The following is a 13,313-nucleotide window of genomic DNA, read 5'->3' on the forward strand; positions in this document are numbered from 1 at the left end:
CTGACCAGATGAACACGGCGGACAGCTCCTGGCTTCGCGCCAGCAGCCCCGGCCCCTTGAGGTGAGGTGACCCGCATCCGAGTTCCACTCCGGCGCGCATCCGGCAACATGTACCGATGGCAGGGCCAAGGCCGCGCCTCAGGCTGCCGTCTGACGCGGAGTGGCCAGAACCCAGGCGGCAAAGGCATCGATACCGTCCACGACCGCCTCGAAGCGCGGGGAGTGGAAGATGTCGAAAGCGTGCTGTGCGCCGGGCAGTTCGGCGTAGACCACAGTGCTGTTCGAGGCGCGACGGAGCTGAGCGGCGAAGTTCCTCGCGCCCTCGACGGTACCCAGCGCGTCCTTGGTGCCATGGGCGATGAAGAACGGTGGTGCACCGGGGTGGATGTATCCCTGTGGCTGCGGCGCGGGCGGCGGCTCGTCCGGCGGGGTGCCGAAGTAGTGGCCGTAGAAGCCGTACAGGCAGACGGCCGCGGTGACGGAGGTGTCGGCCGACTCGAATCCGGGCTGGAACACCGGGTCGTTCGGTGTGAGCGCGCACAGGCCTGCCATGTTGGAACCGGCCGAGCTGCCCGCCACGAACAGCCTCGACGGATCGGCGCCGTACTCGGAGCCGTGCTCGCGCACCCAGGCGATGACCTTCTTGGCATCGATCTGGTGTCCGGGGAAAGTGGTCTCCGGACGCAGTCGGTAGTTGGCGCTGATGCACAGCCATCCCTGCGCGGCGAGGTGGGACAGCAGGGGACGGGCCTCGCGGCTCTTGCCTCCGCTGGTGTAGTGGCCGCCGTGGAAGTAAATCAGGACCGGCGCGTTCCGCGGCGCGTCCCGGTGGCGGTAGATGTCGAGGAGGTTCCGGCGGCCGGCGTCACCGTAGCTGATGTTCCGGATCCGCTGCACGTCACGCCGGCGCATGAAGCCCGGCAGCAGAAGGATGCGGGCCCACGGCCGGTTGCGGCGCATTGGCGTCTGCACCCGGTCCCGCCAGCCGGTCCCGAGACCGTCTTCAAGGGCCTGCCCGACGGCCTGATCCGAGCGCACACCCCGCGAGGCGGATACCGCCAGCCCGAGCGTGGCCGCGACGGACACCGCGACCAGCACCTTGGCGCCCGTCGAATCGAGGTCGCCCTGACCTGCGGCCAGGGCCGTGGAACCCACCAGGAAGTAGATGCCCACGAACGGCACCTCGTTGATGATCAGGCCGAACCAGAAGCTCATGCTCGCCAGCAGTTGGGGCCGGCGCGGCGCGACAACGGCGAAAAAGGTGCACCAGGCGATGAGCACGGTTGTCGCTAGATATCCCATTGGCATGGCGATCACCGTACCCGCGTCAACTCCGCTGTGTTGCTTGGCCTTTCTTCGACTACCGAACTCGCATGAGCGCAGTCGCACCGCTTGCCCGACCGCAGCTTGGCCGATGAGCCGAGTCGGCAGCTCGGCGGGCTGAGATACACGCAAGGATGCGCCTCGGAGCCTTCGATTCCGACCGAGACGTCGCCTGGAGAACCGCTACAGAAACGGTCCAGCTCCTCCGCCGGAGTGCCCGGTCGCCCGTACCGTGAGCTCTCTCCAGGCTTCGGGATCGGGCCGGGACGCGCGCATCGGTGTAAGGGTGAAGGCACATGTCGGATACAGCCGTCACCTCCCCCAACAGGCAGCACGCCCGAGGACGGATCAGCTGTTGCTTGGCCGCGACCGTGGCGGCTGTCATCGTCTGGCTGGTGGCGCACTCCGTGGCAGCCGTACTCGTTCCCGGATTCGCCCGTACCGCGCGAAAGGACTGACCATGGCAAAGACAGCTCTGACCCTGCGCAAGACGGGCGGCACGTTCGTCATCGACGGACTCGAATCCCCCTCCGGCACGCTGAGGTTCAACCGCGGCATGCGCACGGGCACGGTCACTGCGGATGGTCACGCTCTGCCGATCGCGGCCACCGGACGGCTACGGACCCGTGTCACGGCCGGCGAGGACGCGATCCTGTGTCTGGACGGCCAAGGGGCGTTCGTCCCGGGCAGCGGGGCGCCGGTCGAGTGGCGTACGTCCCCGCCGCGCCGTGGCCGGTACCACGCGACTCTCGTCCGGGGCTCCGACCTGATCGACTTCTCCCTGGCCCGGTCCGCAGGCAAGTCCGTGCGGATATCCGTCAGCGGCCACTGGGACGAGCTCGAACTGATAGCGCTCGCGGGCTCGTTCGCGCTGCTGTCCCGCCGCCGCGGCGACACGTACCTCAAGATGGCCATCGCCGGCATCGTCGGCGGACACGGCCCGCGCTGAGTGTCCGTCACGCGACGGCGGCCTCCTTGCCGGACTACCCAAACTTGCCGCACTTACCGACCGCAACCGCCCGCCGTCGCGATGGGGACCCGGGGACTGGCGCGTCCTCGACCCGCCGCTAGGCCCTGTCGTCAAACTGCCGTCGTCGCCCGGAGGGCGGCTACGCTGCGTCTGGTGCGTGTGACCGCGGGGCACTGGAATAGTCTCGCAGTGGAGCTGCCAGGGCGTTTCGGCAACGCTTCCAGCGCCAGAACGCCGAGTGGCAGACGGCAATTACGCCAGGAGTAGTTCCGCCATGTCCCCAGGCCGTAAAGGCCCGCCCAGGTCCTGACAGAAATGCCTGTGCGTCCGGGCTCGGACTCCCGGGGGCAGACACTCCGGCACAAGCAGCACGCTGAGCATCCTGCGGAGCGCTCCCTTCCGCGGACCGCCATGCCTACCCTGGCAGGCATGACTACGGGGGATGAACTACTCCTGCTCGCGATAGTCCCGGGCAGGCAGCGCATACGCATACGAAGCGACAATCGGCTTCGGTACGCCCTGCGGGCCTCGGAGTTGGCAGATCTGTTCCTGGCCGGACGGATCGCCGTCGGGCGCCGACGGATCGACGTGTTGGACACCCGGCCTGTCGAAGACCGTCGCCTGAACAATGTCCTGCAAGGTCTCGGCGCAGCTACTCCCCCGCCCGGCCTCAAGGACTGGCTGCGCCGGACACCGCGCTCCCTGACCATCGAGTACCTCTCCCAACTGGAGGACCAGAAGGCGGTCCGTGTCCGTCGGTGGCGCGATTCCAGCGGCCGTACTCGCAACGACATTCTTTCCGTGGACATGCCGCGCCGCCAGGCGCTACTGACCAGCCTCGACAGCGTGGTCCGCTCTGGCTCGGCAAGGTACACCGCTGACCGCAACCTCACCCTCGCCGTGCTTGCCCAGGCCGCGGGCCTCGCCCCTGCCGCCTACCCTGGACTGCGCGGCATCACCGACCGCCGCCGTATGGCCGCCCTCGCCGCAACGCACCGTCTCACCCCCGCAGCCGCCGGAGCGGTCCCGGCCGCCGACGTGGAGCTCGCTGCGGCACTGACCACCGGCGCCGACGTCCTCACCCGCCAACTCCTCGGCGAGCTCAGTGACCTCTACGCCGACTTCACTACCGGCGGCCACGGTCTTGGCCACGGATTGGACTCCGGCGGTTGGTCCGAGGGCGGCGCAGGCGGCACCGGCCACCACGGCGACGGGCACGCCGGCTGGTGACTCCGACAGCCGGGAGTCGCACGGTTCTTGACCTTGCCCGGACCCGGCGGAACTCGGGACGCGAGCCGTGCGGGCATCCCTCGCCATCCATCACATGACATGGTGTCAGGGGCGCCTCTACTATCCGTAGCTTAGCGTCGAGCCCACATCAGGAGCGATGCGAGAGCGACTGCTGCCTGGTAGGACTCGGCGTTCTTGTCGTAACGCGTGGCAATGCCGCGCCAATGTTTCAAGCGGTTGAAGCAGCGTTCGACGACGTTGCGCTGTTTGTAGAGCTGCTTTATCGAAGGTTGGCGGGCGCCCGTCGCGGCATCCTCGGCGGAGCCGGTTTCGGATCTGGTCGGCCCGTTCCGGGATTGTGTGCCCGACACCGCGCTGTCTGAGCCAGACCCGGATGGCTTTGGAGCTGTAGCCCTTGTCGCCCAGGACGTGATCGGGCCGATTCCGTGGCCGTCCCGGTCCGAGGCGGGGCATCCGTATCGCGTCCATCACGGCAGTGAGCTGGGTGCAGTCGTTGGTGTTCCCACCAGTGACAGTGAAAGCAAGCGGACGTCCCAGGGCATCGCAGGCCAGGTCGATCTTGCTGATCAGTCCGCCCCGCGAGCGTCCGAGTGCGGGACTGCCCCCTTTTCGTGCCCCGGCGGCGTGCTGGTGAGCCCGGACGGCCGTGGAGTCGACCGACACAAGCCAGTCGATGCCCCCGGCCGCGTCCGCCTTCGCCTTCGCCTTCGCCTGGGCGGACCGGAGCATCCGGTCGAGAGTGCCGTCCAGGGCCCACCGGCGAATTCGGGTGTGCAGCGTGCCCCACGGGCCGTACCGCCGCCCGCCGCGCAGCGCAGCACGATCCTGGCACGCAACGCGAGGAACTGAGCGGTCTTGGCCCGCCGCGCCCACTGCTGCAGCTGTCGGCGCTCAGTCTCGTCGAGGATCAGGTCGGCCTTCGGCCGGCCAATCCACCCGGCGTCCTCAAGCCCGGCCATCCGCTCCGCCGCGAAAGCCCGACGCCACTTGCCGACCGTCTTGGCCTGGACACCCACGAGCCGTGCGACACCAGCGTTTGACATGCCCTCAGCGCACGCCAGGATGATGCGGGCCTTCTCAGCCGAGCGCCGATGCGGCACCTCTGTCCGGCGCTACAACTCGGCACGCTCGCCCTCGGACAACGTGATCGCCACAGCAGAAGGTCCCGAATGCGACATGACATCAGGCTACTTACTAACCCTCAGGATTTCTGGCGCATCACACTAGCTGATCGGCACCGCACCCGCGCCGCGCAGCGGGAGCACGGAGCCGTCCTGGGGGCTGCGTCCGTCGCCGGCGGGGGTCGCCAGCAGGGCCTTCTGCAGTCGGCCGAGCCGGACGGACGGTTCGATCCCCAGTTCCTGGACGAGCGTGTTCCGCAGTCGGCGGTAGTGTCCGACCGCCTCGCCCCGGCGGCCGGAACGGTGCAGCGCGATCATGAACTGGGCATGCAGGTTCTCATGCGTGCGGTAGCGGCTCACCAGTACCGTCAACTCGGCCAGCAGCTCGCGGTGCCGCCCCAGCCTCAGATCCGCGTCGATGCGCTGATCGAGGGCGCGGAGGCGGCTCTCCTCGAGCCGTCTGACCTCCATTCCCAGCTGCCCGCCCGTCTGCACTCCGGAGAAGGGTGTTCCGGTCCACAGTGCCAGCGCCTGCCGCAGGGTCTCTGCGGCCCCGGGGTAGTCGCCCGCGTCCATGGCTCGGTATCCCATGCCTGCGAGCCGGTCGAACTCGCGGACGTCGCTGACCCCTTCTGCACCGCTGACGAGCATGTAGCCACCGGGCGCGGTGACCAGGACGTCCTTGGAGGTACGGGCAGGACGGTCGGCGGGGTCCTTCGACAGCGCCACGGCGATGTGGTCGCGGACCTGAAGCACGTAGGTCTGCAGGTTCGTACGGGCGCTGCGCGGCGGTGTGCCCGCCCACAACTCCTCGATGAGGACCGGCACATGCACCACCTGGTCCGCCTGCAGGGCCAGGAGTGCGAGAAGCTGACGGGGCTTGGGCGCGGTAGGGGTGACGGAGACCCCGTTCTCACGTACGTCCAGCGCACCCAGAACGTCGATGTCCACGCAGCTCGCCTCCCCGGCTTCCTGGCTTCCCTGACTTCCTGGCTTGGCGCACAAGGCTGACAGTAAAAAACAGCACGGGCGGTTTGTCAATGAGGCCGCTGGTGTCCGCGGTCCTTCGCCGTTGCGCCGGAATGCCTGTTACGCCTCGGCGGAAACGTGCTGCGTGTCGGTCGCGTTCCGAACCTCGGCCAGGACGCGGGCGCCACGGTCCGGTGCGGTGTCCAGCCTGACCAGCGCCGCAGGTGTGGCGATGGCAGGTAGCACGTGGCTGTACAGCACCGAGATGCGCCGTTCGAGATCTCCGTAGCCGGACTCCGCCTCGGAGACGAGCTGGGTGCCGACCCATGCACCGAGAAAGCACTCCGCGGTCTCCGCCGGATCGACGTGCGGCAGCACTTCGCCCCGCTCCTTCGCCTCCGTGAGGAACGTGGTGATCAGGCCGGTCCAGGCCGGCCACGCGCTGCCGAACCGAGCACGGCCCTGCGTGTCGGCCGACAGGCGGATGCCGGCGAGCAGGATGACATCGCCCGGGATGCGGTGGGCCAGCGTCATCCCGACGTCGACCCACTCCTGCAGTCTCAGATCACGCGGCACCCACCGCTCGGGGTCGACCTGCTCTTCTATGACTCCGCGCGCCAGCGCTTCCTTGGAGTCGAAGTGGAAGTAGAGGGCGCCCTTGGTCACTCCGGCCCGCTGGAGGATCTCGGCCATGGTGGCCGCGGTGTAACCCCGTTCGGCGAAGACCATGGCTGCCGCCTCGATAACAGCGCGACGGGTCCGTATCGCACGCTCTTGCTGTGCCATGGCCCCTCCTCCGGTAGCAAACAAAACCGAACAGGACGTATCTTACTCATTCTCCGCCACCGGACACAGCTCGCCTCACCCCGTCCGACCGCCGCCGTGGTCCGTCCCGCCGGGCCACCGCACCCTGCTCCGTTCAGCGGCGCCACGCCTGGCTGCCCCAGTCCTGCCGGGCCAGATGCATCATCGGCGAATGCCGCTGTCCCGCGTAACGCGCTACTGCCAGGTCGAGTTGATCAGGTGAGACGTCGAGCCTGCTGCCTTCGAGCGACAGGATGCGCAGGCCGCCCTGGTCCGTCTGGCACGGCCACCAGAGCGAGCGCGGTCTGACGGCGCCCGGCCGGAACCACACCACCAGCGAGTGCCTCACCGGTTTGGGACTGCACACGATGCCGATGCTCTCGATGTCTCCCCAGGGAACCCGCAGGGAGCGGGTACCGACCGGAGTCCGGAAGACGAGTGTCAGGCCCGGCACACCGACGTGGAAGGTGACCCGGTGCCGGCCCAGCAGGAAGTAGGCAGGCAGCCCGATCAGCGGAAGCGGTCCGAGGACCATCGCGTAGAGCGCGTCCAGCCAAGGCGGCGCGCTCCCGTTCGTCATGAACTGCGAGGCGGAGAAGCCGGGAGCCATGAGCAGCACGGTGAGCAGCACCGCCACACCCACGGAGCGGTATCCCGCGAAGGAGCTTCCTTCGTGGGGAATCGCGCCCCTGCGCGCGGACCTCGCGGCCTTGGCCGGGCTGGAGTACAGCCAGTCCCCGGCGTCGGACACCACCGGCGTGTCACCGGCGAAGCGTTCCAGTGCCTCCTTGACCTCGCGATGATTGTCGGCAATCTCCGGCAGCACGCACAGAGTGACGCGGCCGGCGGTGAGCCGTGGCAGGAGCCGACCGGTCCGGTCGACCGGTGTGTGCGTGCCGGCCGATGGCCGGACCGCCAGCAGGCCCATGCTGGTCATCCCCCTGGGCCAGCCGACGAGCGCGATCTCCTCGATTTCCGACCAGGCGTACGAGATCTCCAGTGCGGCCCTGGTCAGGCGGAGGCCTGCCGCGCTCACCACCAGCCGCACCGGGCTGACCAGGCGTGAGACGCTGAACCAGCAGACGCCGCAGGACAGGGCGCAGAACAGCAGCGGCATCACCTTCAGCCACAGGGTCTCCGGCTCCGTGAGAACCCGCTCGGGAAAGAAGGCGTAGGCGAGCAGTCCGAACAGGACCGCACAGGCCGTCATCACCTTTCTGTCCGCCGTGAGTTCCACGATCGGCTCCGTATTGCGGACCGAGCCGAGAGGCCCTGCGCTCGGCGTCCATGCCGACCCGGCCATCTCCGCGAGGGCGGCCTCCACCGCGGCCGGGGGCCCGTCCAGGTGCCGGAGGGCCGCGAAGTGAAGGGCGCCGGTCGTCGCGTCGCGACGGGGCCCCGGGGAGCCGCGACGCGACGTGCTGATGTACGCACCGGGTTTCGGCCGGAGGAGCAGCTCGTAGCGGGGCCCGCGGATGCGGCCGCCCGGCCGTGTCCGCACCCACACCCGGCTCACCCGGTGCCACGGGTAGGAGAAGCTGTCGTTCTTTCCGTAGCGGACTTCGATCCCGTCGGGCCGGATGATGAGGTAGTAGTCGCTCGGGTAGCGGCGCCACAGCACGGCGAGGATCAGCACGAGAGCGGTCAGGCATGCGCTGGTGACGATGCCTTCGGGGGTCTTCAGGTCGAGTTGCTGGTCGTCTCGGATTCCGAAGGCGGAGATCAGCCAGCCGAGCCCCAGTACGGCCGGCACGGCGATGCCCCACTGCATCACCCGGCTGTGCCGGACAGAGGCGCCGAAGCGGGTCTCGGTTCCCCGAGCAGCCCGTTCCCGCTCCGCGGGGCGGCTCGACACGCCGGACACGTCCTCGGCCAGGGTGACCGCACGGTTGCTCACGATGGCGAGTTCGGCATGCCCGTCGGAGCCCTGTTGCTGGGGAAGCGGCATGGAGCGCCGCTTCAGGGCTTCGCACAGCGGGCCGTACAGGGCGCTCAGGGACAGCAGTTCGGGCCCGCCCGGCACACCGTCGCGCATGAGTTGGATCAGTTCACCGCTGAAGGCGGTGTAGCGGTCCCCGGGCGGTGCGTACGAGAGCAGATCGGCCGAGGAGGACGTCAGGAGGTAGGTCCCACGGATCGCGGACTGCTCCGACGCCTCGGTGGAGTCGCCCATCATGGCATCGAGGATCCAGCCGCTCCGGCAGCAGTCCAGGATCAGTATCTTGTTGCGGCAGGACGAGGTCTCGAAGATCTCCCGCAGCGCCTGGAAAGGCACGGCCGTCCACCGCAGATCGTTCTGGTCGGCCCCTGTCAGTGCGAGATACAGCTCGCTGTAGTCGTAGTTGAGGATGCCGTGGCCGGAGAAGTACACGAGCAGGGTGTCCGGAGCGTCCTGCGCCGCCTCCCGGACCTTGCGGCAGACCTCCTGCGGAGCCGAGGAGTCCTGCACGACCGTGCACCGCCCGGGCAGGAATCCCCCGCCGCTGTCGGACGTGAGCAGCTCCTGCAGGACCTCCAGGTTGTTGCGCACGGCGAGCAGGGGTTTGAGGTCCACGCTGTCGTACGAAGAAGTGCCGATCAGGACCGCGCGGGACCCCCGCGGGTCCGGCAGTCTCACGCTCATGGCCGGGAGCGGTCGCGCAGGGCCTCCTCCAGGAGGAGCCTGGCGTCCTTCGCCGAATCGGCGGTGATCGTGGCGCTGCGCCCGTCGGCGAGCGTCACCTCGACGGTGGCGGCGGAGCGGCGCGCCTGCAGCAGGGCGGGGAGCGTGGTGACGAGGGCGGTGAGCGCGCCGCCGCTGCCCAGGCCGACGAGCAGCAGTTCGGTGCCGGAACCCATCGCGCCCTCGTCCGGCTCCGCGCTCACGGTGCTCACATGGCCGCGCAGATCACGCTGCGCCGTCAACTGCTGCCGGATGGACGCCACATCGGAGTCGGTGACTCCCTCGCCGAGCAGCCGCAGTTCCACGTTCATCGGCACATTCCCCCGTTTGCTCCGTAGTTGGTGCACAGTGTGCACCAACTCCCGTCCTGTGGTGAGTGGATCGGGATTCATACGGCGCCAGGTGGACGCTGCCGGCTCAGCGAGGGCAGCGCTCAGAGTGAACCGTCGGCCGTTCGCTCGGCCAGCTTCTGGAACTCTCCGAGGTCGTAGTTGGCCAGGACCGAGTCGAGGTTGGTGAGGGCTCCCACGTGTTCGACGAAGCCCTGCGGGTCGTACTCGATCTGCAGAGTCACCCGGCTCGACTCGTCGTCCAGCCGGTGGAACGTGACGACACCGGCGTGGTGGACCCCCGCCGTCGTCTTCCACGCGATCCGCTCCCCCTCCACGACCTCGCTGAGCTCGGCGACGAAACTCTTGTCCGCTCCCGGGAGGGAGAGCTGCCAGGCGAACCGGCGCTCGTCCAGCCGATCGACGCGCTGTACGTGGCTCAGGAACACCGGCCACCGTGACACGTCGCTCCACAGGGCCCATGCGACGGACACCGGTGCCTTGATGTCGACCGTCTCGACGAGTGAGGACGTCATGGAAGCTCCTTAGGGGTTTCGCCGGCCTCTGGGCCGTTGCGCGCCATTCCGTACCGGCCACGTGCCGTTCCGTTCCGGCTGTACGTCGATGCGTCGATGTACTCCGGACGACGCTGCGCCTACCCCCGCCGGCCGAGGCCACACACAGGGGGTCCGGGCGTCCGGGTGAGCGGTGCATCGGGGGTGACGGGGTATCCGAGGCAGGACGGTGATACCTGTCCATTCCGAGGAGGTTCGCCCCATGCACGCGTTGAAGCATTGGTTCGACCGCAGTCTGCTCGCACAATCAGTGTTCGTCCTGGTGCTCGGCGTGGGTATAGCGGCCCTGTTCCATCGGGGCGACAACCCGGTCTCGTGGGTCGTCCAGGGTGTGTTCTACGGGGCTGTCGTCATGGGGACACTAGCCTTCCAGCGTCGTAGGGCCGCCCGCGCCGCCGGTACGGACGCACAGGGCGTGACCGAGCTGCACCGCAAGATCCGGCACCGTGAGGTGCCGGAGGAGCCCGAGGAGCGGGCGGCCATGAGACGCCTGGTGGCCGAGCAGTTGGGCACGATGGAGCGCGCGGGTCGCTGGCTGCCCTACTCCCTCGGTTTCCTGGGCCTGATCGCGGTCGGTCTGGTCGTGCTCGGGGTGGTCGGCGGTTCACTGACCTTTCCGCTGATCTTCGCCGTGGCCTTGATCGGCTTCTGCTACTGGTGTTTCTGGATGCGCCGCCGCTCCCTGGGTCTCTATCACCACATGTGGGCAGAGCTGCAGGGTCACACCTGACGTGGCCGGGCGGTCTGCCAACCGTCCGTGGCCACTGGTCCGGACCCCGCCGCCGGCCCCTTGCACTCCCCCGCACCACCGCGACCGTGCCCGCTCCCCGAGGACTCGGGGAGCGGGCACGGTCGCGGTGGTGCGGTCAGACCTTCGTCGGGCTCTTCACGGGCGGCGGACCGGTCACCGGTCCCGGAGCGGTGGTGTGTCCAGTGGCGGGGCCCCCTTCGCTGAGGCCGATCCGTCCGTGGAGCTTCCGCAGGAAACCGGGTGCGTACCAGGCCGAGCGGCCGAGCACCCGCATCGCGGCGGGCACGAGGATGCCGCGTACGGCGACCGCGTCGATGAGAATGGCCAGCCCGCTGCCCAGGCCGAACATCTGCATGAAGCTGAGCTCCGCCGTACCGAACGCGAAGAAGCTGACGGCGAGCAGGCAGGCGGCCGCGGTGACGATGCGTCCGGTGTGGCCCAGGCCGTTGGTGACGGCGGACTCGTTGTCCTCTCCCTGATCGTGGAGTTCCTTGATGCGGCTGGTGACGAACACCTCGTAGTCCATCGAGAGTCCGAAGGCGATGCAGAACATCAGCACGGTCATGGACACCTCCATGGGCTGCGCGGTGAAGCCCAGCACGGAGGAGAGGTTGCCGTCCTGGAAGATCCAGGTCATCACGCCGAGGGTCGCGCCCAGGCTGATCAGGTTCAGGAGCAGGGCGCGGAGGGGCTGCACGACGCTGCCGGTGAACAGGAACAGCAGGAGGAAGGTGGTGACCGCGACCATGCCGACCGCGAGCGGGAGCCGGCTGCCGATGGAGGACTTGGAGTCGACGAGCTGGGCATCGACTCCGCCGACCAGGGGGTGTGTGCCGGCCGGCGCGGCGACTGCTCGGACCTGTCCGACCAGGCTCTCGGCCGCCGCCGATTTCGGTGCCGGCGAGCTCACCACGTTGATCCGTTGCGCGTCGGCACGGCCCAGGGCGCTGTTGCCTCTGCCGTTCGGTGCGGACTGCCCGTCGGCGTAGGTTCCCGTGCTGGTCTCGACCCGGACGACGCCCGTGAGCCCGGACAGGGCCATCGCGTACGACTCCAGCGAAGCCTTGCCCACGGAGTTGCCGATCACGACGTGGAGGGCGGCGTCGTCGCTGCCGTCGAACTTCTCCCGGAGTTCCGCCGACACCTGGCGGCTCTGGGCGTTGTCGGGCAGCACGCGTTCGTCGGGGGTACCGAAGGTGATGCCGAGGAGCGGGCTCGCCGCCACCAGCAGGACCGCGAGCACGGGAAGCGCGGTGAGCGCGGGACGCCGCATGACGGTGCCGGCCAGCCGTCCCCACAGGGGTGCCCGGGTGGCGGGGCGCTTCGCCTTCGCCCATGGCATCCGCCCGCTGTTGACCCGGTGCCCCAGCACGACGAACAGCGCCGGCATGACGAACAGGGTGCTGACGGCCGCGATGACGACGACGCCGACCCCCGCGTAGCCGAACGAGCGCAGGAAGTACTGCGGGAACACCAGGAGCGCCGCGAGTGCGGCCGCCACGGTCGCCGCGGAGAACGCGACCGTGCGGCCCGCCGTGCTCACCGTCCGCCGGACGGCGTCCTCCACGCCCGCCCCGGTGGCGAGTTGCTCCCGGAAGCGGTTGACCATGAGGAGGGCGTAGTCGATGCCGAGGCCGAGGCCCAGGGCCGTGGTCAGGTTGACCGCGAAGACGGAGACGTCGGTGACGCTGCCCAGGAGATACAGCTCCGCGAACGTGCCCGCGATGGCGATGACTCCGATCGCCAGCGGCAGCAGCGCCGCGACCAGGCTGCCGAAGACGAGGAGGAGCAGAACGAGGGTCAGTGGTACGGCGATGGACTCGGCGAGGACGAGATCCTTCCCCGACTGCGTACCCATCTCACTGGTGACGGCCGCGCCGCCGCCGAACCGGACGGTGAGTGAGTCCTCGTACTGACCGCTGTAGGCGTCGATGACGCTGTCGGCGTTCTCGCCCCGCTCGGTTTCGTCGTCGCCCTTCACATGGGCGAGGACCATCGCTTCCCGGCCGTCCTCGGAGCGGAGTTCGGGGGCGGTCGTGTCCCAGTACGAGACCACGTTCTCCAGATGCTGTTCCTTCTTGAGGTCGGCCACCAGGCTCCGGCCGCGCTGTTCGGCGGCCGGGGCGTCGACGCGGCCGTCGGACGCACGGACCAGCAGCACGAGGTTCGTCTCCCCGCCGAACTTCTCGTCGATGACCTTCGCCGCCCGGGTGGACGGGGAGGCCGGGTCGTCGTATCCGCCGCCCAGCAACTTGCCGAACGCGCCGGCTCCCAGGGCGCCCATGAGGGCCAAGGCCACTACGGCGACGACGAGTACCAGCCGTGACCTGCGTATCGCCAGTTCGGCTATGCGTTCAAACACGCCCGTTCTCCTTCGGTGTCCATACGGTGAAATGCGACGCGAGACGGCCGGGCCGGCCTGGGGGAAGGTGCGGTGATGATCCGCAGCCCCTCTCCAACTCGGCAGGAGCGGCAGCGGTGTTGCCCTCTTCGTCGCCGTGAGTGACGTTAGTGGGGCACCAAGAAATTTGGCAGTGTTAGATTTTCCTGGCATCTCG

At 68.8% G+C, this 13,313-nt stretch carries 10 protein-coding genes and 2 pseudogenes; 3 read left to right on the top strand and 9 right to left on the bottom strand.

The window, feature by feature from the left end:
* Positions 1 to 138 precede the first annotated feature (138 nt).
* Positions 139 to 1,455: an alpha/beta hydrolase gene (locus tag OG408_RS01500; RefSeq protein ID WP_326667629.1), complete on the bottom strand. Its 1,317-nt coding sequence runs from the start codon at positions 1,453 to 1,455 to the stop codon at positions 139 to 141.
* 328 nt (positions 1,456 to 1,783) lie between these two features.
* Between OG408_RS01500 and OG408_RS01505 the strand changes: the two genes are divergently transcribed.
* A complete protein-coding gene (locus tag OG408_RS01505; RefSeq protein WP_326667630.1) occupies positions 1,784 to 2,272 on the top strand; it encodes a hypothetical protein in 489 nt (162 codons plus the stop codon).
* 450 nt (positions 2,273 to 2,722) lie between these two features.
* Positions 2,723 to 3,523: a GOLPH3/VPS74 family protein gene (locus OG408_RS01510; RefSeq protein WP_326667632.1), complete on the top strand. Its 801-nt coding sequence runs from the start codon at positions 2,723 to 2,725 to the stop codon at positions 3,521 to 3,523.
* Positions 3,524 to 3,654: 131 nt separating this feature from the next.
* Here the strand turns inward: OG408_RS01510 and OG408_RS01515 are convergent.
* The 7 genes and pseudogenes from OG408_RS01515 to OG408_RS01545 form a co-directional block, all read right to left on the bottom strand.
* Positions 3,655 to 4,342: pseudogene (locus OG408_RS01515) on the bottom strand (IS5 family transposase); the annotation flags it as partial.
* Positions 4,343 to 4,470: 128 nt separating this feature from the next.
* Positions 4,471 to 4,644: pseudogene (locus OG408_RS01520) on the bottom strand (helix-turn-helix domain-containing protein); the annotation flags it as partial.
* A gap of 123 nt (positions 4,645 to 4,767) precedes the next feature.
* Positions 4,768 to 5,616: an AfsR/SARP family transcriptional regulator gene (locus tag OG408_RS01525; protein ID WP_326667634.1), complete on the bottom strand. Its 849-nt coding sequence runs from the start codon at positions 5,614 to 5,616 to the stop codon at positions 4,768 to 4,770.
* A 138-nt stretch (positions 5,617 to 5,754) separates the two neighbouring features.
* Positions 5,755 to 6,420: a ScbR family autoregulator-binding transcription factor gene (locus tag OG408_RS01530; RefSeq protein WP_326667636.1), complete on the bottom strand. Its 666-nt coding sequence runs from the start codon at positions 6,418 to 6,420 to the stop codon at positions 5,755 to 5,757.
* A 133-nt stretch (positions 6,421 to 6,553) separates the two neighbouring features.
* Positions 6,554 to 9,061, bottom strand: a complete 2,508-nt coding sequence (locus OG408_RS01535; RefSeq protein WP_326667638.1) for a caspase family protein — start codon at positions 9,059 to 9,061, stop codon at positions 6,554 to 6,556.
* A complete protein-coding gene (locus OG408_RS01540; RefSeq protein WP_285563869.1) occupies positions 9,058 to 9,411 on the bottom strand; it encodes an effector-associated constant component EACC1 in 354 nt (117 codons plus the stop codon). Before OG408_RS01540 ends, OG408_RS01535 begins: the two co-directional genes overlap by 4 nt.
* Before the next feature lie 122 nt (positions 9,412 to 9,533).
* Entirely contained in the window at positions 9,534 to 9,965 is a 432-nt protein-coding gene (locus OG408_RS01545; RefSeq protein WP_285563870.1) for an SRPBCC family protein, read from the bottom strand.
* 241 nt (positions 9,966 to 10,206) lie between these two features.
* Here OG408_RS01545 and OG408_RS01550 point away from each other — a divergent pair, with 241 nt between their 5' ends.
* Positions 10,207 to 10,734, top strand: coding sequence for a hypothetical protein (locus OG408_RS01550; protein ID WP_326667642.1), 528 nt, complete (start codon positions 10,207 to 10,209; stop codon positions 10,732 to 10,734).
* A gap of 136 nt (positions 10,735 to 10,870) precedes the next feature.
* On the opposite strand, the gene OG408_RS01555 is transcribed toward OG408_RS01550, so the two are convergent.
* Positions 10,871 to 13,117 carry an MMPL family transporter gene (locus OG408_RS01555; protein WP_326667644.1) on the bottom strand — a complete coding sequence of 749 codons (2,247 nt, stop codon included), beginning with the start codon at positions 13,115 to 13,117 and terminating at the stop codon, positions 10,871 to 10,873.
* Positions 13,118 to 13,313: the final 196 nt, after the last annotated feature.

Origin of the sequence: Streptomyces sp. NBC_01257, from assembly GCF_035917255.1 — a bacterium.
In the GTDB taxonomy this organism is placed as follows: Bacteria; Actinomycetota; Actinomycetes; order Streptomycetales; family Streptomycetaceae; genus Streptomyces.